Here is a 24,601-nt window from a genome sequence, read left to right on the forward strand (position 1 = left end):
TTAATCATCGGCAGGCGCTAACCGCGCCCGTTGATGAGCGGCAACGCATCAACGAAGGGGCGGCCGGCGTGATCCGCCGGCCGCCCTTTCGCCTTGTTCGGCCTTTCGCCCCCCGGGGCGGGAGTGAGTGAGTGCCCGCCCGGGGGCGGGAAACCTAGAGAGGACACGCATACGTGGCTGGCAGCACTGTCGACGGCCTTGTCAGCGGCCTGAGCACCAGTTCCCTGATCTCACAGCTCATGCAGGTGGAGCGGGTCCCCCAGACCCAGCTCCAGTCCAAGGTCACGACCCAGCAGAAGGTGCAGAGCGCCTTCCAGGGGATCAACACCAAACTGGCCTCCCTCAAGTCCGCCGCCGACGACATGCTGAAGACCACCTCGTGGCAGATCGGCAAGGCGGCGTCCTCCTCGTCCACGGTCACCGCGACCACCACGGCCGGGGCCATGCCCGGCAGCGTCAGCTTCAACGTCACCGACGTCGCCAAGGCGCAGGTGAGCACCGCCAAGTACGCCTCGGCCACCGACCCCGCACTGGCCGGCGGCGTCACGAAGGTCGGCATCTCGATCGGCGGCGCCGCCGCGGTCGAGGTCAACGTCACCACGAACACCCCGCAGGGCGTCGCCGACGCGATCAACGCCGCGGGCCTGAACGTGCGCGCCTCGGTCCTCACCACCGACCAGGGCACCGTCCTCCAGTTCAGCTCCACCAAGACCGGCACGGCCAACGGCTTCACCATCACCGGACTCGCCGGCGGAGCCCCCGACGACATCACCCCCGCCGCCAACGCCGTGATCGAGGTGGGCGACCCGTCGGCCGGCGGCTACACCGTCACCAGCGGCAGCAACGCCATCACCGGCGTCCTGCCCGGCACCACCATCAACGTGACCAAGCTGGAGAACAACGTCACCGTCACGGTCGACGCGGACAACGAGGCCGTCGCCGACAAGATGAAGGCCTTCGTCGACGCGGCGAACGCCGTACTGGGCGAGATCAAGACCCAGACCGCCTACACCGCCGGGGCCAAGACGAAGCAGCCGCTCGCCGGCAACTCCACCGCCCGTCAGATCTCGCAGACCGTCCTCGGTCAGATCGGCGGCGGCCAGACCGGCTACGGGAGCTTCTCCCAGTTCGGCGTCGAGCTCGACCAGTACGGCAAGCTCACCTTCGACCGCGAGCAGTTCCTCAAGGCCTACGCCGAAGACCCCGCAAAGGTCATGAACGCGGTGATGGCCGAGGACCCCACGGTCCAGATCACCACGGCGCCCGACGGAACGAAGATCCCCAAGTCCAAGCTGACCGCCGTCATGGGCCTCGCCGAGCGGATCTCGATCGCCGCCAACAACAGCACGACCAACATCACCAACGCCATCAAAGGCAGTGAGAGCCTGGTCACCGACCTCAACAAGCGAATCGACGCCTGGGACCTGCGTCTGGAGAGGCGTGAGGCCGCGCTGCGCAAGCAGTTCTCCAACCTTGAGGTCTCGCTCGGCAAGTTGAACCAGCAGTCCACCTGGCTCGCCGGCCAGATCTCCAGCCTGCCCGCACCCTCGAGCAACGGATAGCCGCCATGACCAACCCTTCCATGCGAGCCCGGTACATCGCCGACACGGTGAACACCGCCTCACCCGGACAGCTGCTCGTCATGCTGTACGACCGCCTCGTACTCGACCTGACCAGGGCGGAGGAGGCGCTGGGCCGCGGCGACCGCGAGGCCGCCGCCCAGCAGCTCATGCATGCCCAGGACATCATCATCGAGCTGCGCTCCTCGCTGAAGACGGACGGCTGGGACGGCGCCGCCGGCCTCGCCGAGCTCTACGGCTTCCTGCTCACCCAGCTCATCCAGGCCAACGTACGGCGCGACGCCGCGCAGGTGGCCTCCTGCCGAGCCCTGATCGAGCCGCTCCGCGACGCCTGGCGGGCCGCCGCGGCCGAGGCCTCTTCGCTCGCCGCCGCCGCCCGGGTGGCGTGACATGACCGCCCAGCCGTCAGGGGCGGACGAATGGCGTGCGGCCTGGACCGCCGCGCTCGACGAGCTGGAGATGGACGTCGTCGCCGCCGAGAAGCTGCTCTCCAGCAACCAGCCCGAGCAGGGACTCGCGAGCGGGGCCTCCTGGTCGCCCCCTGAGGGGATCGGTCCGCTCCCCTTGGACATGCGGCCGCGCGCCGAGGCCATCCTCGCCCGCCAGCTCGGCACGGCCAAGGCGATGGCCCAGGCCATGGTGGTCAACCGCCGCCAGGCTGCGATGCTCGCCCGCGTCGAGTCGGGCGGCAACGGCGCCCCCCGCCCGGTCTACATCGACTGCGCGGCCTGATCACGACCGGGCCCGTGGGCGCGGGAACACCCCCGCCCACGGGTCACGGACGGGCCCTGGAAAGCGCATTCTTCCTGGCTTGACTGCTGGGGTTGATGAGTGGTCAATACATGCAACAAGGTCGCGGAAGCCTGTCTGTGTCCGGCCCCAGGCCCTGATGTCCGAACCTCCCCGGTGTTTACGGCGTAAACGCTCGCGATGATCACCTGGGCTCCGCCGCGTGTTCACGGCGTAAACGCTCGTGATCGTCACCGGCATCCGTCCCGTGTCCACGGTGTGAACGCTCGGTGGGAGCGGGCCGGAACCCCTACGTAGCAGGGGGTTGAGGGATCGGGAACCGCGGCAACTTTCCTGCACCTTTGGCGCACTTCTCCCGCTACGCCCGGACGGCTTACTGGATGTCGAAGGCCGCTACGGCAGCCTTCACCGGCACCGGATCCCGCTCGCGGGACTCACCGCCGGAGTCCTGTCGCCGCACGAGGGATCACAATTCATGACGTTCGCCGCTCGCCTCAGCACCCGCGCCCGCCTGTTCACCGCCACCCTGGGTCTGACCCTGACCGCCGGACTGAGCATGGGCGTCGCAGGTGCGGCCCACGCGGAGACCGCCCAGAAGACCCCCGCCACGCAGACCGCCGAGCAGAAGCAGGTCATGCTCAAGGGCGCGACCACCGCCTCCTACTACTGGGACGACGCCTCGGGCCGCAACGGCGACACCGGCCTGCCGGCCTCGGGCAAGCCCATGCAGAAGGGCCTGGCCGCCTCCCCGTCCTGGCCGCTGATGACCGAGGGCTACGTCGTCTACAACGGCAAGAAGGCCCCGTTCTTCGTCGGCGACCGCGGCCCGGGCGAGCCCTCCAACCGCGGCATCATGCTGGACCTGGACGCCAAGACCTTCGCCGAGCTGACCGGCGGCACCTTCAACCCCGACACCCTGGGCGTGGACGGCAACGGCGGCAAGGGCCACATCAAGGTCGACTACGTCATCACCAAGTGGGGCCCGGGCGTGGGCAAGAAGAACCACCCGGTGGCCTTCGAGACCGGCGCCTGGGGCAAGAAGGACCGCAACCCCGCCGAGCCGGTCACCCTGACCCAGCCGGCCAAGGCCGAGCCCAAGAAGACCGAGAAGACCGAGGCCAAGAAGGCCGAGGCCGACAAGGCCGCCCAGCCCGCCGCCGCGGACGCCAAGACCACCGAGCTGAAGGCCGCCCCGGTCGCCGCCGCCCGTGAGGAGGGCATCTCGCCTGCTCTGGCCGTGACCATGCTCCTGACCCTCGGCGGCGCCGGATTCGCCGCCCTGCGCATGGCGCGGCAGCGCGCCAAGGCCGACGCCTGATCCCCGCCGCTGTTTACGACGTAAACACCTGACCGAGGCGCCCCAGCGGCGCCACCAGGTCACCCCGACAGCCACGAGGCCGCCACCGGACATCCGGTGGCGGCCTCGTGTTTCACTCCACCTGCCGGGCCCCTCTCACGGACCGCTGTTTACGCCGTAAACACCTCGGCTTCCCGGGCCGTCTACGGTGCTCCGGCCTTCAGGCACCTGGAAGGCGTCGGCGCGAGACCGGCGGTCCCCTGCGAGATCGGGACTGTTCAGTCGTCGAGGTCGGTGACTTCGACGACGGAGAGCGCCCCGCGAGCCTCGAGAACCGCGTCCTTCCAGCGACCGTAGTCGGTGGTCAGGATGGGGCAGCCGTGCAGGATGGCCTGGACCGCCGTGTGGACGTCCCACAGTTCGCCGAGCGATTCGATTTCCAGGCGGAGCTGGGCGAGGTCTGCGGAGTCGTCGAAAGTGGCCGGGCCCACGAACTTCGCGGAGTTCAGCCGGCAGACGCCTCGTACGGTCGCCAGCTGCTCGTCGACGCAGCCGACGTCGACGGCGGCGCCGGTGACGGCCAGGGCCGGGACGATCAATGTGATCTTCTCGGCGTCGAGCTGCTGAAGAAGGATGATGGTGTCGGAGTCGCCGCGTGCGACTTCGGTGAGCACCATCGCGTCCAGGACGAACGCCGGGTCAGCGGGCACTCAAGATCTCCTGGGCCTTGCGTGCCCGCCGCCGGGCCCGGGCGACCGCCTCCGGATTCTGCTGAGCCTTCTCCACGGCCGCGCGCCAGGCGGCGTCCGCGCGGCGTTCCGTCTCGATCCTGCGGGCGACGGCCTCGTTGAAATAGGCCGACACGGATCGGACACGTCCCTGCTCGACTTGCTGCTGGACGTAGTCGTGGAAGTCCTCTTCCACGGTGATGGTGATCGGGCGGGTGCTCATACCTTCATCATATGAACGGGGGATCACGTTGCGAAGACCCTCGGACGGGCCGGTTCCGGTCCGCCCTCCTTCCGCCCCGGAGGGACTTCCCGGTCCTCTCGCGAAGCCTCCCGGCTCACGCGAGAGGACCGGGGACCCTTCGTCCCCGGCCCCCGTTTACGCCGTAAACACTCCACCGGTCTCGGCGACCGGCGTTTCCCGCGCTCCGGCCTGCGCCGTACTCACCGGGCCACCGACGCCGACAGCAGTTCCACCAGCGTCTCCAGGTCCTCCCGGGAGAGACGGGCCCGCAGTTCGGCCGCTATCGCCGAGGGCGGCCCGAGCGGGATGACGCCGTAGTTCTGCCTCCTGCTCGCGCTCTTCTCCCCGGCGGCCGAACCCTCCCGACGGGCGTTTACGCCGTAAACACCGTCCCCGGCGTGAACGCTGTCCCCGGCCCGCCGTACGGGCTCCACCACGGGCGGCGGGGCGACCGGCATGGCCTGCTCCTCCGGGGGGAGCTTCCCGATCTCCCGGGCGTCCTCCAGCTTCAGCGTGCCGTCGATCAGCGCCTGCTGCAGTTCCGGCCGGAGCTTCAGCAGGATCATCCGCTGCGAGCCCCAGCCCGGCGACTTGCCCACCTTGCGGCACGCCTCCCGCAGGGAGATCTCCCGCAGTTCCATCAGCCGCTGCAGGGCCCGGGCCTCCTCCAGAGGCGTCAGGTCGTCCCGCTGGAAGTTCTCGATCAATGTGCGCTCCTCGGCCGACTCCGCCGACTCCCGCACCTTGACCGGCACCTCGGTCAGCCCGGCCAGCGCCGCCGCGTGCCGGCGCCGGTGGCCGTGCTGGATGACGTACGGCCTGTCTCCGACCTTCTCCGCGTGGTGCGGGTAGACGGCCAGCCAGGTGTCCCGGGGGACGACGACCAGATCCTGCAGAAGACCCTCGTCCCGGATCGTGTCGGCGAGCCCTTCCAGGTCCCGCAGGCTCTCCCGCGGGTTGTCCGGGTTGTCGGCCAGGTCCTCCAGCCGCACCGTCTCCGGCCACTTGGGCGCGGCCGGGGCGGCGGGCGCGGCCGGGGCCTCGGCGTCGGCCGGCTGGCCGACCATCAGCGCCGCGAGGCTCGTCCTCTTCCCCGCCATCAGCCCCGCCCGTTCATCATCTGGCCGTGCTCCAGCGCGAGCCGGTAGAAGTCCTCGCGGGCCTCCATCGCGACCCGGTTCTTCGGGTACTGGGTGACGACCAGGCCCTCGGCCGACGCCCGAGAGTGGATCTTGTAGTGCCGGATCACCGTGTTGGCCAGCGGCCAGCCCTGGTTGCGGACGAACTGCAGGGTGTCGTCCAGGTCGGCGCGGCCGTCGCGCGGGTCCCAGTTGTTGGCGACGACGAGGTACGGCAGCTTGCGCGGCTTGACGACCTTCTCGACCGTGTTGAACGTCGGCTGGAACGACAGCGGCTCCGGCTCGATGGGAACGATCACGTCGTCGGCGTTGTCGAGCACGGCGCGCAGCGCGTCGGCGGCCTTGCCGTCCCCCAGCGGGTCGTCGGTGGAGGCGCCGTCCGACAGGTCCAGCCAGCCGGGCGTGTCCACCCACACGTCGGTGATGTGCGGGATGTGCCGGAGGTTCGCCAGTCCGTCGATGTCGTCGTGCGCCTGGACGAAGTCGAAGGGCAGCGCCTCGCCGACCCGCTCCGACCACCAGACGGCCGAGCCCTGCGGGTCGATGGAGACGGTGACGACCGGGGGGTTCTCCCCCGCCACTCCCCCGACGGTGTCGGCGGTGACGGCGGCGAGGTTGACGGCGAGCGTCGACTTGCCGACGCCGCCCTTCTGGTTGAGGACAACGTGCACTCTGGCCACGTGGGGCTCCTGTTCCGTGTGCTTCCCGAGGTGGTACTTCGGATCAGGAGGCCAACTATCCCAGATGCTCCTGGCGTTTACGCCGTAAACACTCGGGGCGCGCCCGGCAGAGCAGGTAGCCGAGTATCCCGAGACCAGGACGCCGAGCCGGACGGCACGCGGTATGAGGCTTCGGGTGTTTACGGCGTAAACACAGGTGGACCGACGGGGCCACCGAAGGCCTCACAGCCACTACCGGTACCGCCTGCTGTCAGAGAAACGGTGATCACTATGACCATCATGTACAGGGTGCTCACCAGCCCGTACGATGGGAGGCATGACGAACGAAACTCTCGGCATCGTCGAGGCTCGTAAGAGGCTCGGTCCCCTGGTGGCCCGCGCCGTCCACGGTCGTCAGCCGACCACGATCACCCGCTCCGACGAGGAACGCGCTGTGCTCATCTCCGAAAAGGAGTACGAGGAACTGCTGCGGGCTCGCGAGGAACTGGAAATCGGTCGCGTCCGTGAGGCGATCGCCGCCCGGGAACGTGGTGAGCTGAGGATGCACCGCTACGAGACCCGTGACGAGCTATACGCCGACTTCGGCCTGCCCGCCCCCGGCGAGCACTCTTGAAGCGACCCCTCGATCTCGCCGACGGCGTTAGAGAGACCCTGCGGCAGGCCGCTCCCGGTCTGCGCTCCATGATCGTTGATATCTTTCTCGATCTTGCCGAGGAGCCTGAACCACTGGGCGTGCGCCCCTACGGAGGCATCCCCGGTGCGTTCGAACTGCGCACCGATGCCTTCCGCCTCATATACACGCACGGTGCTGATCATGTCTCGGTGTGGGTCCTCCAGATCAATACATGACCGGACGTCCCGCCGGACGGCTCAGACAGGGCACCAGGTGTTTACGGCGTAAACGCCTCCGCTCTCCGGCGTCAGAGACCGGCGCCGTGCATCGGGTTGTGCTTCCAGCGGTCGACGTCGCGGATGTACTTCAGCAGCTCACTCGACCCGTCGCGCCAGCCGCCGTGGCGGCCGATGGCGACCAGGTCGGCCCCGGCGGTGTAGGCGCCGGTCGCGCCGCCGGCGCGGAGGCTGTGGGCGCTCAGGTCGTCGACGGCGAGCCCGGCGCGGCGGGCGGCGCGGGTGAGGATCTGGCCGATGGAGTGACCGCTGAGGCGGCCGTCGGCGGGACCGCCGCCGGCGGGCTTCGCCCCGGGGACGCCGGCGATGACGCCGCGCCGGTCGACGCGGCGCAGTAGCGGGCCGGAGACGGAGCCGCGCTCGGCCAGCAGCGCCCGCCAGGCGCGCAGGGCCCGCACCGGGCAGGTGAGCGGGTCGGAGCCGTACGGCACGGCGACCTGACGCCCGGTGGCGGCCTGGTCGGTCTTGGACCGTCGGACGGTCACGACGAGGCCCTGCTCGACCTCGACGACGTCGCCCAGATCGAGGCCGGCGAGCTCGCTGCGGCGGGCCATCATGGCCCAGCCGAGGACCACGGTCAGGCGGTCGCGCAGGTCGATCGCCGTGCCGGTGTCGAGGGCGGCGGCGATTCTGCGCAGGTGGGATACGGCCAGCGCGGCGGCCTGGCGCTGGTTGGGCAGCCCGGCGGCGGCCCGCTCGCCCCGGTACGCCTTGCGGACGGCGCGGGCGGCGGTGGTGTCGGGCGGGGTGAGGCCGTTGACGCGGTGGGCGGTGCGGACCCCGGCGATGGCGCGGGTGATGGTGGCCGGCGCCTTGCCCTCGTCGGCGAGGGCGGAGACGTACTCGGCGAGGGTCTCGGCGGAGGCGGGCAGCGCCGTGCGGCCCGTCCGGGAGCACCAGGCGGTGAAGCGGTTCCAGTCCCCGGCGTAGGCGCGGCGGGTGGCGTCCGGGACGCTGGCGGCGATGCGGGCCGCGGTCGAGGCGGACACCGTGGAGTCGGGCGTCCCGGCGAGGGTTCCTTCGATCACCTGCCCGCCGGGCGCCGGGCCGGGCGGGCTTCCGGCGGCCACCGGATCGGGCCGCTTCCCGATCACGGCCGGGACCGCCGATCCCATGAGGCCGGCCGGGGCGGACGCCTCCGGAGTCTCCGGGACGGCCGGCGTCCCGGGGACGGACGCGGCCGGGACGTCCACCGATCGGTCATCGTTCACCGTGCGCTCCTCCCATGATCTCCCGCTCTCGAAGTCTGGCAGGCGAGGCCGACAGGGGCACGCCGGCCGACCGGAGATCCGGGGGCGGGCGGAGGCCGTCGGGCGTTTACGCCGTAAACACCCGACGCCGTGGACCGGGACAGCGTTTACGGCGTAAACACCGGTGGCTGGACGAGGCAGCGTTTACGGCGTAAACACCCGGCCACGATCACCGCAGGCGTTTACGCCGTAAACACTCGGCGGCGTGGACGGGGCGCCGTTCGCGGCGTGAGCATCCGGCGGCACGCGCGGCCCCCGTTTACGCCGTAAACACTCGACCGGGAGACCACGGCCGGTGTTCACGGCGTGAACACCGGCGGCTGACGTTCCCCCAGCCGACGTTCGCCCAGCGTTCGCTCCTCCGGCGCTTCCGGCCGGCTGTGCCCCTCAGCTCCGGCGCAGGTCTGCCGATGGGTCTCGGTTGCAGAACTGTCACGGAGGATGATCATGCGCAGGGTCAGGATCGGAGTACGGCTGGCGGTGGCATTCACCGTGCTGCTGACCCTTCTCGCCGGGGTCGCCGTGATCGCCTTCTCGGCGATCCAGGACCAGCGGCAGACCTCGTCGCAGGTGCGCGATCTGCAGATCCTCACCAGCCAGGCCAAAGAGATCAAGTTCTATGCGGCCAGCATGAGCGGCTGGCAGAGCGCCTACATCTCCGACGTCCACCGCCTGGGCGCCGCCCGCGCGTTCGGCGGGGACTCGGTCAACCACAAGGCGTGGGAGCAGGAGCGCGAGCGCTTCGAGGAGTTCCTCCCCCGCGTCGTCACCGGCACCATGAACGCCTCCGAGCGGAAGCTCTTCGACCGGATCACCGCCGAGTCCGAGACGTACTTCACGATCAACGACAAGATCGTCGAGACGTTCCGCGCGGGCACCTCCGAGGCGCTGTGGCAGGGCGACCAGCTCGCCGTCAACGACAGCTGGAACACCTACTACCGGATCCTGCGCGCCGCGCAGCAGCTCGCCCACTCCGTGGACCAGCGCAGCCAGCAGGCCGTGGCGGACTCCGCGGACGCGGCCGCCTCCGCCCAGCGGGCGATCACGATCGGCGCGGCCCTGGCCCTCCTGCTCGGCTGCCTCCTCGCCTTCCTGGTGACCCGGAGCATCGTCGCGCCGGTCACCGCGGCGCGGGACGCCCTGCGCACGGTGGCGCGCCGCCGCCTGGACGTGGAGCTGCCGACCGAGGGCGACGACGAGCCCGCGCAGATGGCCGTCGCGCTCAACGAGGCGCTCGCGGCGGTCCGCTCGGTCGTCACCGACGTGGCCGACCACGCCGTGACCCTCGCGGACATGTCCACCGAGCTGGACGCCGTCACCAGCACCTTCGCCGCCAGCGCGACCCACGCCTCCGAGCAGGCCGGCGCCGTCGCCCAGACCTCGCACGAGGTGAGCCAGAGCGTGCGGAACGTCGCTGAGGGCTCGCGTGAGATGGGCGGCGCGATCGAGGAGATCTCCAGGAACGCCGCCGAGGCGGCCCGGGTGGCCGCGGAGGCCGTGAACGCCGCGGAGTCGGCCAACGCCACCGTGGCGCAGCTGACGTCGTCCTCGTCGGAGATCGACCACGTGGTCAAGCTGATCACGAGCATCGCCGAGCAGACGAACCTGCTGGCCCTCAACGCCACCATCGAGGCCGCCCGCGCCGGCGACGCCGGCAAGGGTTTCGCCGTGGTCGCCCACGAGGTCAAGAGCCTGGCGCAGGAGACCGCGGCGGCCACCGAGGAGATCAGCCGTCTCGTCCTGGCCATCCAGGACGACAGCACCGCGGCGGTCGGCGCCATCGCCAGGATCAGCGAGGTCATCTCGGGGATCAGCGACTACCAGACGACGATCGCCAGCGCGGTGGAGGAGCAGACCGCCACCACCAACGAGATGAACCGCAGCGTCGCCGACGCGGCCGGCGGCGCCTCCCGGATCGCGGAGAGCATCACCGCCGTGGCCGCCTCCGCCTCGGCGGTCGACACGGACGTCACCCGCTCGCGCCGGACCGTGGAGGAGCTCACCGGCGTCTCCCAGCGGTTGCGGGAGTCGGTTGAGCAGTTCACCTACTGAGCCGCGTCCGAGCCGTGCCGCCGGAGCGTTTACGCCGTAAACACTCCGGCGCCGCGGCCCGTGGGTCCGGCGGGCGTTTACGCCGTAAACACCTGCCGGGTCCTCACCCCCTCCCGAGAAGACATCCAGAGAAGTCCCCAGAGAAGCCGTTCAGAGACGCCGGAGACCGCCGGGACCGAAAGACCTCCCGCATCACCGGCCCCTTCGCCAGGCAGTAAGGAAGACCACAGTGCGCAAGACGAACAGGACCGTGCTGGCGGTACTGGCCCTGTCGGCCATGACGGCCGTCGCCGGATGCGGGGCCGAGCCGGCCGTGCGCCTCGCCGCCGCCGACAGCGACGGCCTGGGACTGGAGCAGGTCCGGGTCGGAATCGCCTTCGACCAGGGCGGCCGGGGGGACAAGAGCTTCAACGACGCGGCGGCAGCCGGACTGGACCGGGCGAAGAAGGAGCTGGAGGTCGACGGCGTCGAGGTCACGCTCTCGGAGGAGACCGAGGAGGAGCGGACCGCCAAGCTCCGCGAGCTGGCGAAGTCCGGCCGCAACCCGGTCATCGCGGTCGGCTTCCTGTACGCCAAGGCGGTCCAGACGGTCGCGGCGGAGTTCCCCGACACCACCTTCGCCATCGTCGACGACGACTCCTTCAGCGCCCCGAACGTGGTCTCCCTGGTCTTCGCCGAGGAGCAGGGCTCCTACCTGGTGGGGGCGGCCGCGGCGCTGAAGTCCCGCTCCGGGCGGGTGGGGTTCATCGGTGGCGTCCGCATCCCGCTGCTGCAGAAGTTCGAGGCCGGATTCGCCGCCGGGGCCGCCAAGGCCAGGCCGGGGGTGGACGTCAGCGTCGACTACGTCTCCGTGCCGCCGGACTTCAGCGGCTTCGGCGCCCCGGACCGGGCCAAGGAGATCGCCGAGAGGATGATGGCGGACGGCGTGGACGTCATCTACACCGCCGCCGGAGGCTCCGGCGCGGGCTCGCTGGAGGCGATCGCCGCCCGCAAGGGGGTCTGGGCCGTCGGGGTGGACTCCGACCAGTACCAGACCGCCGACCCCGGTGTCCGCGACGCCATCCTGAGCTCGATGATCAAGCGGGTGGACAACGCCGTCTTCCAGGAGATCCAGGCGTTCATCAAGGGCGACCGGGCGGGCGGCGTCAAGCGTTTCGACCTGAAGACCGACGGTGTCGGCTACTCGGTGTCCAACGAGAAGGCCGTGGCTCCGGTGCGCAGGCAGGTGGACTCCCTCCGCCAGCGGATCCTCGACGGCGGCATCACCGTCCCCACCAAGCCTGACCTCACCCTCCGGACGAAGACGCGCCGCGTGTTTACGCCGTAAACACCCGGCGCTCGCCAGGGGCTGAGCTCCCGGCGGGCGTTTACGCCGTAAACGCTCCTCGCCCTTCGTGCGCCGGCCTGTCACAGGGGTCATGCCCGGCTGCCGTTTACGGCGTAAACACCTGGCGCCGGTCCGGGGGCTCCCGCGAGCGTTTACGGCGTAAACACCTGGCGTTGGTCCGAGGCCGGGTTCCCGGGAGCGTTTACGCCGTAAACACTCCTCCCTTCGTGCGCCGGCCCGCTGCAGGGAGCCCCGTCCGCTGTTTACGGCGTAAACGCTGCGGGGCGGTGATGGTCCCGCAGCGGGTTAACCTTCCGTACCCGCGCCCGGAGGGGAGGCGGGGGACGAAGGAAGGTCCATGATCACGTCATCCGCCGCTCGCAGGTTCCGCCTCCGCCGTACGGCCGCCGCGGCGATGACCGTGCTCGTCACGGGAGCGCTGACGGCGTGCGCGGCCGGGGAGCCCGCTGCTCCGGGCCGGTCGCCGGCGGGGCCGTCCGCCGGAGCCCATCGCCTGGTGCTTCCGCCGCCCCAGCGGGTGGAGGGCTTCCGCCTCGACGGCATGTGGCCGTTCTTCACCCGCCAGGAACTGCTGGACAGGCAGCCCCATCTCGGGGACGCCGAAGGCGTCTCCGTGCGCGACGCCGTACAGGTGCGCTACGAGGAGGCCGAGCGGGCCGAGGGGCAGAAGTGGACCAGGAAAATGATCTTCACCGGCTACGACGCGGAGCTCGGCCCCGATCGGCGGCGGCAGGTCGTGGAGGCCGCCGTCGGCGACTTCCTGGAAGGCGTCACGCCCGACCACAGGTTCGATCTGACGGCCAATCCGTCGAATGAGAGCGCTCTCTGCATTGGAATCATCGAACTGGGATCCGAGACCGGCATGTGCGCCTGGGCCGACGACGGCACGATCGGCGTGGTGACCGGCGCGAATCTCGGAGCCGCCGAGCTCAAGGCGGTCCTTCCCGCGTTCCGTGCCGCCGTCGAACGCTGACGCCGCCCGCATCGTGGACGGCGCCGCCCGCCGGGCGGACGGGCGCCGGTTTCCGCCACCCGGAGGCGCGCCGTGCGGAGTCCCGCCCGCCGGGCGGTCCGGGTCAGGCGGCGGGCAGGTCCACCAGCAGCAACGGGGTGGTGGTGGGCTGCGCCGAGCCGCCCGCCGGTTCCACCGTCACCCCCACCTGGGCCACTCCCTCGCCGGTGACGCTGATCACCGGCAGGGTGGCGCCGGTGGCGTCCGGGGACAGCAGCCCGGCTGAGGAGATCTTGCCCGGGGCCAGTTGCCACAGCTGGTAGACCCGGTCGTCGGGCAGGTCGGCCAGCCCCGACGCCCAGAACACCATCCGGCCCTGCGAGCGGGACACGACCACGCGGCCACGCCCGCCCTCGACGGCCGGGGCGGTGAAGGTCCGCGCGTCGGCGGCCGTCAGGACGGCGGCGATCCGCCGCTCGGCGTGCCGTGCCTCCTCCAGTTCCTGGCGTGCCTGGACGGTCGTCAGACCGAGCACGGCCACCGCGGCCGTCGCGGCCGCCACGATGACCGCCGACAGCCGGGGCCGCCACCCGCTCACGCGCGGACGGAACCGGCCGCCGCCCGGTGCCGGGACGGCCGGTGGCAGCTGCCGTACCTGGTCGATCTCGGCCATCACCCGCTCCCGCAACCCCGGCGGAGGCTCGGCCGCCACCGCCCGGCCGAGCCGGGCCGCCGTCTCGGTCAGCGTCACGACCTCCTGGGCGCACTCGGGGCACCCGTCCAGATGCCGCTCGAACCGCCGCCGCTCCAGTTCGTCGTCGACGGCGTCCAGCACGTAGGCGCCGGCCAGGGTGTGCGGGTCGAACCCGCCGCTCCTCGTCCTCACCGATCCACCCCCAGGCAGTCGCGCAGCCGGATCAGCCCGTCGCGCATCCGCGTCTTGACCGTCGCCAGCGGCGCTCTGACCAGCTCGGCGACCTCTCGATAGGAGTATCCGCCGTAGTAGGCGAAGGTGAGCGACTCGTGCTGCAGCGGTGTCAGGCGCTCCAGGCAGCGGCGCAGCCGTTCGCGTTCCAGGCGGTCCTCCACCAGCTCCGACACCTCGTCGTACGGCCGGTGCGTCTCCATCCGCGCCACCCGCTCCTCACGGTCCAGACCCGCCTGGGCCGAGCGGACCCGGTCGATCGCCCGGCGGTGCGCGATCGTGAGCACCCAGGCCAGCCCGGAGCCACGGCCGGGTTCGTAGCGGGCGGCGCTGCGCCACACCTCGACCATGACCTCCTGGGCGACCTCCTCGCTCTGCGCCCGGTCCCGCAGCACCCGCAGCACCAGGCCGTACACGCGCGGGGCCATCGCCTCGTACACCCGCTCGAACGCCGCCCGGTCCCCCCGCCCCACCTTCTGCAGGAGCTCCTCCAGCCCCGGCGGACGGCCGTCCGGACGATCCTCGCCCGCCCGCGGCCTGCCTCGTGCTCCCACGCGCTTCCTCCGCCCCATCCGCACGGCTCCGACGCCAAGGGTTTCGGAGCAGCTCGTGCCGCGGATGGCTGCGGGACGCGTCGATCCCGTATCGGGATGTGCCCGGCTCCCGGCGGGCGGCGGGTTCTCCGTCCGGCGGCGTTTCCGAGGGGCCTTCTTCACCGCCGCCTTCGCGCGTATCCCCTGTCCATTTCTCGGGTCTTATGGGAGAAGGGTGAGAATCGCATTAAAACAGATCCGGCGACAGGCCGGGAGCACGGAGATCTTCCGTGTGCGAGGAGACAGCCCCAGCTCAGGCGGGTGAAAAGCGGGCGATGAGCCGCCTCGCCGGCCTCCCGCCCGGACGGTCCCGCCGTCGCGGCCGCTTCCTCATCGAATTATCAGAAGACCGCCATCGGTCATTCATACGGCTCGCCGAACATCGAGGTGAGAAAGCAAGCCGAACCGAAAACGAGGAGCACCGTGAACCGCACCAAGCGTCTGGCCGTCATCGCCGCTCTCAGCGCCGCCGTCGCCGGCGGCGTCGTCACCCCCGTGGCGGCCTGGGCCGCGGAGCCCACTCCCTCCGCGTCGTCCTCGGCGAGCTCCGGCGGCACGACCGCCGACACGACCGCCGACACGGGCGGCGCCGCGTCCGGGACCGGCGAGCGCGGCCCGCGCGGCGGCCACGGCCGGATGGCCGCCGGGCTCGCCGAGATCCTCGGCATCGACGAGGACAAGATCACCACGGCGATGGAGGAGCTCCGCGAGGAGGCCGGCGCCGATCGGACCGACAAGAGCGAGCAGCCGGCCGACCGCGAGGCGTGGAACGAGGCCCTCGCCGCCAAGCTCGGCGTGACCGCCGACAAGCTCACCGCCGCCATGGACGCTCTGCGCGGGCAGCGCGCCGCCGAGGCCGAGGCCGCCCTGAGCGAGCGGCTCAAGACCGCCGTCACCGCCGGCACCATCACCCAGGCCGAGGCCGACGCCGTCCTCAAGGCCCAGAAGGCGGGCCTGCTCGGCGGCGGCCCCCGCGGAGCCAAGGACACCGGCGACGCCGCTCAGGACTCGGCCCAGTCCTGACCCGCCGCCGCGTCGCCGGGTTGAAGGGAGAAGGGCCGTACGCAAGCTCATCGAGTCCACGTTCGTGTCGCTGGACGGAGTCATCAGCTCGCCGGAGAGGTGGGCTCGCCGTACTGGGACGAGGAGCACTCGGCGTACGGCGGCGCCGCGTTCTCCTCGTGCGACGCCCTCCTGCTGGGGCGCGTGACCTACGAGGCGTTCGCGCAGGTGTGGCTCAAGATGGAGGAGGCCGACGACGTCTACGCGGCCAGGCCGGCGAAGACGACGGCGAGTGTCCGTTCCTGCAGCTTCGCGTCCCAGCCGCCTTGCAGGGCGCCCTGGCAGAGGCTCACCAGCAGCGCCATCACCTCGGGCCGGCGGACGTCACCGCGTACCGTGCCGGCGGCCTGCGCCTGGCCCAGCAGCTCGCCCACGGCCTCGCCCAGCTGGCTCAACGCCGCCGGGACGCTGACACCGGCCAGGTCGACCACCGTGCGCTTGGCCGCCGCCTGCTCGACCAGCCGGCGGAAGAAGACGTGCAGGCCGTCCGCCCCGCCGAGCGTGGCCGCGTCCTCCGCCAGCCGCGCCAGCAGGCGTTTCAGGATCGCCGCCAGCAGGTCGTCCTTGGTCGGGAAGTGCCGGAAGACCGTGCCGATCGCCACGCCGGCCAGCCGGGCCACCTCCTCGGTGGACGCCGAGGCGCCGTGGTGGGCGAACACCTCCTCGGCCGCGTCGAGGATGCGTTCCCGGTTGCGTTGCGCGTCCGCCCGCACTCCTACCCCCTTGGAAAATGAGTCTCGACTCATTATCGTAAGTCGAGTCGTCACTCATCTTATCTTGGAGGCAGGAATGACCCCACGCGAGGTCTTCGAGCGCATGCGTCAGAACTGGATCGCCAACGAGACCGTCTTCGACGACGACTCGCTCGCCGGAGACGTCATCCTGGAGATGCCGTTCGCCGCGCCCGGGCGGCCCAGCCGGATCGAGGGCCGGGACGCGGTGCTGGCGTTCATCCGCGCCGGGCACGCCGACCTGCCGTTCCGCTTCGACGACTGCCGCGCGCTGGCCGTGCACGACACCGCCGACCCCGGCACCATCGTCGTGGAGTACGAGCTGGCCGCGACGATGGCCGAGACGGGAGTGTCCGCCGCGGCCCCGTTCGTCGGCGTGCTGACCGTCCGCGAGGGACGGATCTCCCGCTGGCGGGAGTATCAGAACCCGCTCGCGATCGCCTGGGCGCTGCAGACCGCGGCGTCCTGAGCGCCACCGCCGCACACGACCGCGATGACCGTGATGACCGCGGCGAGCGCAGCCGCCGCATCCGGATCCCGGACCGCGGCCCCAGCCGGGTGGGACGGGCAGCTGAACGCCTCATGATCGATGAGACCGCCTCAAGCCCGGTGAGACAGGACGAGGGCACCCGCCGGAAGTCTTCTTCCCCTGCGATTTCTGAGTTGCGTTAACCAGGTGTTATCGAAACTCAGAGGGGAGATGAATATGCGTTTTTCTGACACGCGATTCGTTTAGGCGTGACGCGAAAGCTTTTGCTGTAGGGTGCCTCCATGATCGAGGACCCTCGCCAGCAGGACGAATCCGATGCCGCCCGCCCGGCGGGCACGAGCGGAGGGAGCGCCGCAGGAGAAGAGAGGTTCACGGGAGAGGGCACAGGAGGAGAGGGATTCGGGGGAGAGGCCGCGGGGCGGGAGACGGCCGCGTGCGTGCACTGCGGGGAGCCGCTGCCGTCCGAACCCCTGGACGAAGAGGGCAGGCGCAAGGGCGGGCGGCCCCGCCTCTACTGCAGGAAGGCCTGCGCCGACGCCGCCTCCCGGGCCCGCCGCGCGCAGCAGGCCGCCGCCGTCTCCGAACCGCTGGCCGAGGCCGCCTCGCTGGCCGACCGCCTGCTGCCCGCCGCGGGCGAGCTGAGCGGTCTGCTCACCCGGCTCCTCGAACGCCTGGAGACGGCCGAGAGCGGCGCCCTGGCGCGGATCGCCGCGGCGGAGGCCGAGGCCGCGCAGGCCCGCGCCGAGGCGGAGGCCGCCGAGCAGCGGGCGGAGACCGCCGAAAGACGCCGCAGGGAGGCTCTGAACGCCGCCCGGGACGACCGGCAGGCCCGCGAGCAGGCCGAACGGCTGGCCGCCCGGGTCCGGGCCGAGGCCGAGGAGGCGCGGCGCGAGGCCTGGCAGGAGGCGGTCGCGCACGAGCGGGCGCGGGGCCAGGCCGAGGCCGCCGGAGAGGCCGCCCAGGCGGCGCGGCGCGTGGCGGAGGACGCCAGGAACGCGGCCGAGACCGCTCGCGAGGAGACGGCCGCCGAGCTGCGCGCCGTACGGCAGGCGCTGGAGGAGCTGCGGGCCGCCCACGCCCGGCAGAGCGGGCGGCTGGCCGCCGCCGAGCGGGCCGTGGCCGAGGCGGCCGCCGAGGGGACGGTGCTGCGCGAGCAGGCGCAGGGGGCCCGGCAACAGGCCGGTCTCGCCGAGGAGCGGGCCCGCATGGCCCGCGAACAGGCCGAGCACCTGCGCGAGCGCGCCGAGACCGCGGAGACCGCCCGGGACCTGGCCCGCGCGGACGCCGAGGCCGCGAGGGCCGCCCTCGACCGGGTCCGCGCGGACGCCGAGGCCGTCGCGGACCGGGCCCGGCAGGAGGTGGCCCGGGCGCACACCGAGACTGAGCGGGCGCATGCCGTACGGCAGGGCGCCGAGGAGCGGGTCCGGGAGCTGCAGGCCGCGCTGGAGGCGGCCGGAGCCCGGGACGCCCGCATGGACGAGCTGATGACCGCCCTGACCGCCCTCGCCCCCGCCAGGAAGGGCCCGGACGGCCGGGAGGGCCAAGGCTCCTGAGTCGGGACGGCCGGGAGGGCCAAGGCTCCTGAGTCGGGACGGCCGGGAGGACCACGACCTCCGAACCCGGACAGCCGGGAGGAGCAAGGCCCCTGAGCTTGGACAGCCGGGAGGAGTAAGGCCCCTGAGAGGGGTCGGTGATCAGAACGTCCGGACGCCTGGGCGTCCGGACGCTGATGATGGCCGGGGGCTCGCGGTGACGGCGGGGGTCAGACGCTCGTGATGATGTTCATCGACCAGTCGACGGCGCTCAAGTAGGCGTGCGCCAGCCGGTCGGGCTGCGTGTTCTTCTCCTCGGGCAGGTTCCCCGACTCGTACGCCTTGGCGGTGGTGACGACCGAGCCCAGCGGGCCGTACTCGTCGATGACCGCGTCCGACACGTCCTGGCTGAGCGCCAGGTGGGAGATCAGCTCTGCCGGGGCCACGCCCAGCAGGTCGGCCACGCCGCTCAGCAGGCCCACGGTGAACGCCTTGTCGCTGGGCAGGCCCAGGGGCTTGGAGAGCAGCTGGCACAGCCGCGCCCGCGTGAGGATGTGGGACATGCGGTCGGCTTCGACGTCGCCGTCGGTGCCGACCACGTCGCTGAGGAGCATCAGGGTGACCCAGTGCCGCAGGCGCTCGGTGCCCATGATCATGATCGCGTCGTTCACCGAGGAGATCCGCTGCCACAGGCCGACCGCCGCGGAGTTCGCGGCGCGCAGGATGCGGTAGGACAGGGCGGGGTCGGAGGTGACGATCCTCACGACCTCCTCCAGGTCGGTCTGCTCGTCGGCGAGCTTGCTGATCAGCGCGAGGTGGCGCAGCCGGCTGGGCTCCAGAGTGTCGAGCGACAGCACCCGGGGCTTGCCCAGCAGGTAACCCTGGAACAGGTCGAAGCCCAGCTCGCGGGCGAACTTCAGGTCTTCGGGCGTCTCCAGCCGCTCGGCCACCAGGCGCAGTCCCTTGTAGGCCCTGCAGACCGCCACGCGGGTGCGCAGGAGCTCGGGGTGCACGCCGGAGACCTCGAGCTTGACGTAGGAGGCCACGTCGAGCAGGCGCTCGTGCTCGTTGCCGAGGACGAAGTCGTCCAGCGCGATGGCGAATCCCTGCTCGGCGAGTTTCCGCACGCCGGAGATCACCTGGTCGTCGATGCTGACGCTCTCCAGGACTTCCAGGACCACCGAGCCGGAGTCGAACGGCAGCGGCAGTTCGCCGACGAGGAACTCCCGCGTCAGGTTGATGAAGCACAGGCGCGAGCCTGTCAGCCGTTCCAGGCCGAACTCGCTGAACGCATTGACGATCACCTGGCTGGTCGCCTCGGCGCCGCGCGCGCTCGCCCCCGCGGCATGCGCGTGGGAGCGGAAGAGGAGCTCGTAGGCCACCAGGGCACCGGTGTCGTCATGAATCGGCTGACGACCGATGTGGATGCGGTGCCAGCCGCAGTCGACGGGCCTGTCGGCGGAGTACATGCTCCCTTCATCGACTGGCGAGGGCTCCATGTGAGAAATCTCCTGAATTGAACTGGTTTTCACTCCTGTCCGGCCACGCAGAACGGTATCGGCAATACTCCGGAAATCCTGGTCAGCGGGGCCGTGGTCACCGTTAACCGGGCTCCCCTTCGGGGGATGAGTCCCCGGTGACCTTGTGCGTGCCCGGCGAGCCGCCTTCCGCGACGGCGGGGGCCGATCCGGGCTGCGCAGACCCCGGCGGTCCCGCGACGCGGCGGGCGGTCCGCTGATGGTGGCGGCGGGCGGTCCGCTGGTGCCCACGGCGTCCGGACTGCGCCGTACGGCCGGCTTCGCCGCCTTGTTCCTCGTCGCGACGTTCGCCGGGCGGATGACCGTGATCGAGGGGTCGAGCCTGAGCCTGGTGTGGCCCTCCGCCGGTGTGGCGGTGCTGTGGTTCATGGCGCAGCGCCACGAACGGTCGCAGTGGCTGGACGCGGTGGCGTTCTCGGTGATCACGTTTGCCGTCAACGCGATGACCGGCGCCTCCTCAGGGCTGGCGATCTGCTTCGTGATCGCCAACCTGGTTCAGGTGGCCGTTTTCCTGCGGCTTTTTAAATGGCTATGTCCGGATTTATGGGAGGCCGAGAGCTGGGGACGGTTCAACCGGGTCCAGCATGTCTGGAGGCTGCTGCTGGTCGCGGGGATCAGCACGCTGTGCGGCACGGCCGTCGGGCCCACGGCGGTGTGGGTCTTCACCGACCAGTGGTCGTGGACGTCCACCGCGGTGTGGCTGATCCGCAACACCGTGAGCGTCGTGCTGATCGGCGCGGTCGGCCTGCGCCTGGGCCGCTTCTTCAGCTCCTACGGCGACGTCGCCTCCGCCCTGCGAGCCTCCTGGGGCATGCTGCGCGGGCTCGCCATGTGGCGGGCGCTGGAATGCGCCGCGCTGGTCACGGCCTCCGCCGCCGCCTACATCGTGGCCTTCGCCATCAACCACGGCCTTCCGCTGGCGTTCCCGCTGCTGGCCGTGACGGTCTGGGCGGGGCTCCGGTTCAACACCACCTTCGTGGTCCTGCACGACCTGGCCGTCGGCACGGCCGGCATCCTGTTCACCCTGAACGGCCACGGCCCCTTCGCCTCGATCGAGTCGGCCCCGGCCCGGGCCATGGTGGCGCAGGTCTTCGTGGGCCTGGTCACCCTCGTCGGCCTCACCCTCGCGCTCAGCCGGGACGAGCGCGAGGCGCTCCTGCGGCAGCTCACCGCGGCCGAGGAGTCGGCCTCCGCCCAGGCCGGGCTCCTGACCACGATCGTCGACACGATGCACGACGGGCTGGCCGTGATGGACGCCGGCGGGCGCTTCCTCCTGCGCAACCCCGCCACCCACCGCCTGCTCGGCGGGATGAGCAGCCCCACCGACAGGATCGCCGCCAGCGAGCACTACGGCCTGTTCCATCCCGACGGCAGGCCCCTGCGTGACGACGAGATGCCGCACCTGCGGGCCCTGACCGGCCATGTGGTCAGCGGCGTGGACGTGGTGGTGCGCAATCCCGGCGTCCCCGAGGGCCGCACGCTCAACGTCACCGCGATCCCCATGCCCTCGGTGGAGGACGAGGTGATCGTCGTCCTGCACGACGTCACCGCCGAGCGGCGGCACCGCGACGAGCTGGCCGCGTTCGCCGGCGTGGTCGCCCACGACCTGCGCAATCCCCTGACCACCATCGAGGGCTGGGTCGACATCCTCGCCGAGACCGTCGAGGAGCGGCCCGGAGAAGAGGGGCCGGGCAGCACGAAGGACATCATCGCCCGGATCCAGCGGGCCAGCGTCCGCATGCGGAACCTGATCCAGGACCTGCTCGCCTACACCACCGCGCGGGACGCGGCCATCAAAGTCGACACGGTCTGTCTCGAGGACGTGGTGCGGGACATCGTCTCCGCGCGCGCGGACCTCCCGGCGGGCCGGGAGGGGACCCGCACGCCCCTCTTCCACCTGGGGGACCTGCCCGAGGTGCGGGCCGATCCGGCGCTGCTGCGCCAGCTGATGGACAACCTGATCAGCAACGCCGTCAAGTACACCGCGCCCGGCAGCACGCCGGACATCGCCATCACCGCCGCACCCGCGAGCCCGGGGTGGATCCGCGTGGAGGTCGCCGACCGCGGCATCGGCATCCCCCCGGGACAGCACGGCGCGATCTTCGAGAACTTCCACCGCGCCCATGTGAAGCAGGGCTACACCGGAAGCGGTCTCGGTCTCGCCATCTGCAAGCGCATAGTCGAGCGCCACGGGGGAGAGATCGGCGTCGAGGACAATCCGGGCGGCGGGTCCCGCTTCTTCTTCACCGTCCCCGCGCCCGGCTGACCGGCCCCGGGCCGTCGCGCCGGGAACCGGTACGGGCTCAGACGCGGAGGCGAGGGCTCCGCTCAGTCGGCGTTGGCGGACACGCTCGGCTTCTGGTTGATGCGGTGCCGCTCGTCGGTCACGGTGACGTGGGAGTACTGGGTCATCAGGACCGGCTCGTGCCGGTTGTAGTGATGACCGCAGAACAGAAGATCACGCTCCGGGCCGAAGGCGACACGGACGAATGCCTGCGCACCACACTGATCGCAACGGTCGGCGATCTTCAGCGGCTCGTGCTGCAGGATCCTCTCCTTGGTGATCATCATCACTTCCACCCCCGTGTCGTTCGTTTACGGTCTTTACGGTCGGTCGTCACACCATCGGCCGGTGGATCCGGCAGCTGAGGAGGTATGCCTCCGATGACCTGCGCCGCCCTCGCGAGCGACCGCGCCTGAGCGGATCCGGCACCTGTGAGGTCGGTCACCTGTGTCTATTTGGCGCGACCCGCGTGGCGATAGAGGATCAGCCGGGGTGCCGGCCGGTTGCGGCGGCCAGGCCGTCCCGCCCGGCGGCCGGGTCCTGGCCGGACGGCTCCGGCGTGACCGGCAGGGTGAAGATGAAGCGGGAGCCGCCGCCGGGGTTCTCCTCGACGCGGATCTCTCCCCCGTGGTGGTTGACGATCCGGCGGCAGATGGCGAGCCCGAGACCCGTGCCGGGGTACCCCTCGCTGCCGCGCGCCCTGCTGAAGGCGGCGAAGACGTTCTCGCGCTGGTCGGCGGAGATCCCGATGCCGCGGTCGGCGACGGCGATCCGCCACACGTCCTGGTCCCGCTCGGCGCTGACGTCGACCTGGGCGACGGTGCCGTGCCGGACGTACTTGACCGCGTTGCCGATGAGGTTGTCCAGGACCTGCCGGATCCGGGCCGGGTCGGCCACGACCGCCGGCAGCCGGCCGAACTCGATGTTGGGCCGCTCGTCCTCCAGGTGGGTGGTCCGCTCCATGACGATGTCGGAGACGAGCGTGTCGAGGTCGACTTCCTCCAGGTCGAGGGTCCCGTCCCCGGCGGCGGCGTAGGCGAGCAGGTCGTCGATGAGGTGCTGCATCCTGCGCGTGCCGGTCCGGACCCGCTTCAGCCAGCCGGTCACCTGAGAGTCGACCCTCTCGGCGACCCGGTCCTCCACGAGCTCGCAGTAGCCCATGATCACGGTGAGCGGGGATTTCAGGTCGTGGGCCGCGACCGCGGCGAAGCGCTCCAGTTCGGCCTCCCGCTCCCGCAGGTGGGTCTCCACCTGCTGCCGGTGGGCGATGTCGGCCTGGAGCGCCGAGGTGGCCTGCTCCACCCGCGCCAGCGCGCGGTCTCGCGAGGTGACCAGGACCAGGACCAGCCCGGCCAGCAGGAGGCTCGCGACCGCCCCGCTGCTCATGATCACTTGGTAGGTGTAGGTGTCGCCGGTGGTGAGGAAGCCCGCGGTCGGCTGGAGTTCCAGCTTCCACTGGCGGCCGCCGACGTCGATCGGCGTCTCGCGGTAGAGGCCGGTGTCGCCGATCGGCTCGCCGTCCCGCAGCGCAGCCAGCTGCCGCTCCTGCCCGGGTACGGACACGTCGGTGAGCTTCGCGTTGATGACGCCCCGGGCGATCTGCTTCAGGGTGCCGTCGACGAAGTCGACGCCGCGCACGCCCATCAGCAGCCAGCCGCGCAGCAGCCCGGCGTCGGGGACGTCGCCCGCGCCGTAGACGGGGGCCGCCAGCACGAACGACGGCTGCCGCCGCGAGGGGGGCAGCGGGCGGTCCCGCAGCAGCACGTAGACCTGGCTGGCGGTGACCTGCCCGGTGCGGCGGGCGACGTCCATGGCCTCGACGGGTTCGGCGGCGGCCGCCAGGTCCGAGCCCAGGGCGCTGGAGAGCCCGTCCAGGGGGCGGCTCAGCACGACGATCCGGTGGTCGTCGCCCGGCGCGGTCCGCACGTTCAGCGTCGAGCCCTTGCTCCGCCAGAAGGCCGCCAGTTTCCGCACCTGACTGTCATCGGCGGGGACCACGAGTCCCACCTCGCTGATTCCGGCCAGTCCCCGGTAGGCGAGCCGGTGGGTCAGGGCGTTGAAGTCGTTCGCGGTCAGGTCCGTCTGGGCGCCCGCCGAGGACGCGAGCTGGCCGAGCAGCTCGACGCGCCGGTAGGCCTCACCGGCGACCACGGCGCGCGCGACCTCCATGTAGCGGTCCATGCGGTCGTCGGCCTGCTGGCGCTGCGCGCCGGCCAGCGCCCCGGCCGCCACCGTGGTCACGATCATCCCGAGGACCAGCACGAGGCCTGCCAGGATCACTCCGCCGGTGCGGCCGATGCGCCGGGGGACGCGGAAGTAGGCGGCATCCGCGACCGCCTCGCTGCGCGCGCTCATCCCCACTCCCTTGTCTGCTTCTGGGTAGATTCCGCCATCCCATCGGGACGGGGGGTGGTGACTTGAGGAGCGGAACGGTTGCAGGCGGTTCCGCCGCGGTTGAGGCCTAGAACGGAGGAACCGGGTATGAACGCTGGTCAAAGGGGCTTTCGGGGAGAGACG

At 71.3% G+C, this 24,601-nt stretch carries 24 protein-coding genes; 13 read left to right on the forward strand and 11 right to left on the reverse strand.

Going from position 1 to position 24,601, the window contains the following annotated elements; genetic code table 11:
• The first annotated feature begins 173 nt into the window (after positions 1 to 173).
• The 4 genes from fliD (at position 174) to Plo01_RS36695 (ending at position 3,648) form a co-directional block, all read left to right on the forward strand.
• Positions 174 to 1,562, forward strand: coding sequence for a flagellar filament capping protein FliD (gene fliD / locus Plo01_RS36680; protein WP_203895387.1), 1,389 nt, complete (start codon positions 174 to 176; stop codon positions 1,560 to 1,562).
• Positions 1,563 to 1,567: 5 nt separating this feature from the next.
• Complete coding sequence (fliS, locus tag Plo01_RS36685) at positions 1,568 to 1,969, forward strand: flagellar export chaperone FliS (protein WP_203895388.1); 402 nt, start codon at positions 1,568 to 1,570, stop codon at positions 1,967 to 1,969.
• Between the two features lies 1 nt (position 1,970).
• Positions 1,971 to 2,312, forward strand: a complete 342-nt coding sequence (locus tag Plo01_RS36690; RefSeq protein WP_203895389.1) for a hypothetical protein — start codon at positions 1,971 to 1,973, stop codon at positions 2,310 to 2,312.
• A 493-nt stretch (positions 2,313 to 2,805) separates the two neighbouring features.
• Complete coding sequence (locus Plo01_RS36695; RefSeq protein WP_239317802.1) at positions 2,806 to 3,648, forward strand: hypothetical protein; 843 nt, start codon at positions 2,806 to 2,808, stop codon at positions 3,646 to 3,648.
• Positions 3,649 to 3,905: 257 nt separating this feature from the next.
• Here the strand turns inward: Plo01_RS36695 and Plo01_RS36700 are convergent, their stop codons facing one another.
• From Plo01_RS36700 to Plo01_RS36715, 4 genes are all read right to left on the reverse strand, one after another.
• The gene (locus tag Plo01_RS36700) at positions 3,906 to 4,337 is read right to left on the reverse strand and encodes a PIN domain-containing protein (protein WP_203895390.1); all 432 of its coding nucleotides are present in this window, start codon (positions 4,335 to 4,337) and stop codon (positions 3,906 to 3,908) included.
• Positions 4,327 to 4,578, reverse strand: a complete 252-nt coding sequence (locus Plo01_RS36705; RefSeq protein WP_203895391.1) for a hypothetical protein — start codon at positions 4,576 to 4,578, stop codon at positions 4,327 to 4,329. The genes Plo01_RS36700 and Plo01_RS36705 overlap by 11 nt, the downstream gene beginning before the upstream one ends.
• A 221-nt stretch (positions 4,579 to 4,799) precedes the next feature.
• Entirely contained in the window at positions 4,800 to 5,699 is a 900-nt protein-coding gene (locus Plo01_RS36710; protein ID WP_203895392.1) for a ParB/RepB/Spo0J family partition protein, read from the reverse strand.
• The gene (locus Plo01_RS36715) at positions 5,699 to 6,418 is read right to left on the reverse strand and encodes a nucleotide-binding protein (protein WP_203895393.1); all 720 of its coding nucleotides are present in this window, start codon (positions 6,416 to 6,418) and stop codon (positions 5,699 to 5,701) included. Before Plo01_RS36715 ends, Plo01_RS36710 begins: the two co-directional genes overlap by 1 nt.
• A gap of 316 nt (positions 6,419 to 6,734) precedes the next feature.
• On the opposite strand from Plo01_RS36715, the gene Plo01_RS36720 reads away from it, so the two are divergent.
• Entirely contained in the window at positions 6,735 to 7,031 is a 297-nt protein-coding gene (locus tag Plo01_RS36720; RefSeq protein ID WP_203895394.1) for a type II toxin-antitoxin system Phd/YefM family antitoxin, read from the forward strand.
• Positions 7,028 to 7,267 (forward strand): type II toxin-antitoxin system RelE family toxin, encoded by a 240-nt coding sequence (locus Plo01_RS36725; RefSeq protein ID WP_203895395.1) that lies wholly within the window; start codon positions 7,028 to 7,030, stop codon positions 7,265 to 7,267. Before Plo01_RS36720 ends, Plo01_RS36725 begins: the two co-directional genes overlap by 4 nt.
• Positions 7,268 to 7,338: 71 nt before the next feature.
• Here the strand turns inward: Plo01_RS36725 and Plo01_RS36730 are convergent, their stop codons facing one another.
• Positions 7,339 to 8,538, reverse strand: a complete 1,200-nt coding sequence (locus Plo01_RS36730) for a site-specific integrase (RefSeq protein ID WP_239317805.1) — start codon at positions 8,536 to 8,538, stop codon at positions 7,339 to 7,341.
• A gap of 486 nt (positions 8,539 to 9,024) precedes the next feature.
• Here Plo01_RS36730 and Plo01_RS36735 point away from each other — a divergent pair, with 486 nt between their 5' ends.
• The 3 genes from Plo01_RS36735 to Plo01_RS36745 all read left to right on the forward strand — a co-directional run bounded on the left by Plo01_RS36735 (position 9,025) and on the right by Plo01_RS36745 (position 12,950).
• Entirely contained in the window at positions 9,025 to 10,629 is a 1,605-nt protein-coding gene (locus Plo01_RS36735) for a methyl-accepting chemotaxis protein (RefSeq protein WP_203895396.1), read from the forward strand.
• A gap of 229 nt (positions 10,630 to 10,858) precedes the next feature.
• Complete coding sequence (locus Plo01_RS36740; RefSeq protein ID WP_203895397.1) at positions 10,859 to 11,956, forward strand: BMP family lipoprotein; 1,098 nt, start codon at positions 10,859 to 10,861, stop codon at positions 11,954 to 11,956.
• A gap of 358 nt (positions 11,957 to 12,314) precedes the next feature.
• The gene (locus tag Plo01_RS36745) at positions 12,315 to 12,950 is read left to right on the forward strand and encodes a hypothetical protein (RefSeq protein WP_203895398.1); all 636 of its coding nucleotides are present in this window, start codon (positions 12,315 to 12,317) and stop codon (positions 12,948 to 12,950) included.
• A gap of 103 nt (positions 12,951 to 13,053) precedes the next feature.
• On the opposite strand, the gene Plo01_RS36750 is transcribed toward Plo01_RS36745, so the two are convergent.
• Both Plo01_RS36750 and sigK read right to left on the reverse strand, forming a co-directional pair.
• Positions 13,054 to 13,815: an anti-sigma factor gene (locus Plo01_RS36750; protein WP_203895399.1), complete on the reverse strand. Its 762-nt coding sequence runs from the start codon at positions 13,813 to 13,815 to the stop codon at positions 13,054 to 13,056.
• On the reverse strand, positions 13,812 to 14,426 hold the full coding sequence (gene sigK, locus Plo01_RS36755; RefSeq protein WP_203895400.1) for an ECF RNA polymerase sigma factor SigK: 615 nt from the start codon (positions 14,424 to 14,426) through the stop codon (positions 13,812 to 13,814). Before sigK ends, Plo01_RS36750 begins: the two co-directional genes overlap by 4 nt.
• Positions 14,427 to 14,870: 444 nt before the next feature.
• Between sigK and Plo01_RS36760 the strand changes: the two genes are divergently transcribed.
• Positions 14,871 to 15,470 (forward strand): hypothetical protein, encoded by a 600-nt coding sequence (locus Plo01_RS36760; RefSeq protein WP_203895401.1) that lies wholly within the window; start codon positions 14,871 to 14,873, stop codon positions 15,468 to 15,470.
• A gap of 239 nt (positions 15,471 to 15,709) precedes the next feature.
• On the opposite strand, the gene Plo01_RS36765 is transcribed toward Plo01_RS36760, so the two are convergent.
• On the reverse strand, positions 15,710 to 16,222 hold the full coding sequence (locus Plo01_RS36765) for a TetR/AcrR family transcriptional regulator (protein ID WP_239317807.1): 513 nt from the start codon (positions 16,220 to 16,222) through the stop codon (positions 15,710 to 15,712).
• 76 nt (positions 16,223 to 16,298) lie between these two features.
• Between Plo01_RS36765 and Plo01_RS36770 the strand changes: the two genes are divergently transcribed.
• On the forward strand, positions 16,299 to 16,709 hold the full coding sequence (locus tag Plo01_RS36770) for a nuclear transport factor 2 family protein (protein ID WP_203895403.1): 411 nt from the start codon (positions 16,299 to 16,301) through the stop codon (positions 16,707 to 16,709).
• Positions 16,710 to 17,011: 302 nt separating this feature from the next.
• Positions 17,012 to 18,283 carry a coiled-coil domain-containing protein gene (locus tag Plo01_RS36775; RefSeq protein ID WP_203895404.1) on the forward strand — a complete coding sequence of 424 codons (1,272 nt, stop codon included), beginning with the start codon at positions 17,012 to 17,014 and terminating at the stop codon, positions 18,281 to 18,283.
• A gap of 209 nt (positions 18,284 to 18,492) precedes the next feature.
• Here Plo01_RS36775 and Plo01_RS36780 read toward each other — a convergent pair whose 3' ends face one another.
• The gene (locus Plo01_RS36780) at positions 18,493 to 19,761 is read right to left on the reverse strand and encodes an EAL and HDOD domain-containing protein (RefSeq protein ID WP_203895405.1); all 1,269 of its coding nucleotides are present in this window, start codon (positions 19,759 to 19,761) and stop codon (positions 18,493 to 18,495) included.
• Positions 19,762 to 19,906: 145 nt separating this feature from the next.
• Between Plo01_RS36780 and Plo01_RS36785 the strand changes: the two genes are divergently transcribed.
• Positions 19,907 to 22,066, forward strand: a complete 2,160-nt coding sequence (locus tag Plo01_RS36785; RefSeq protein ID WP_203895406.1) for a sensor histidine kinase — start codon at positions 19,907 to 19,909, stop codon at positions 22,064 to 22,066.
• Between the two features lie 62 nt (positions 22,067 to 22,128).
• Here Plo01_RS36785 and Plo01_RS36790 read toward each other — a convergent pair whose 3' ends face one another.
• The gene (locus Plo01_RS36790) at positions 22,129 to 22,371 is read right to left on the reverse strand and encodes a DUF7455 domain-containing protein (protein ID WP_203895407.1); all 243 of its coding nucleotides are present in this window, start codon (positions 22,369 to 22,371) and stop codon (positions 22,129 to 22,131) included.
• A gap of 196 nt (positions 22,372 to 22,567) precedes the next feature.
• Positions 22,568 to 24,439, reverse strand: a complete 1,872-nt coding sequence (locus Plo01_RS36795; RefSeq protein ID WP_203895408.1) for a sensor histidine kinase — start codon at positions 24,437 to 24,439, stop codon at positions 22,568 to 22,570.
• Positions 24,440 to 24,601: the final 162 nt, after the last annotated feature.

The sequence above is a fragment of the Planobispora longispora genome, assembly GCF_016863135.1.
Taxonomy (GTDB): domain Bacteria; phylum Actinomycetota; class Actinomycetes; order Streptosporangiales; family Streptosporangiaceae; genus Planobispora; species Planobispora longispora.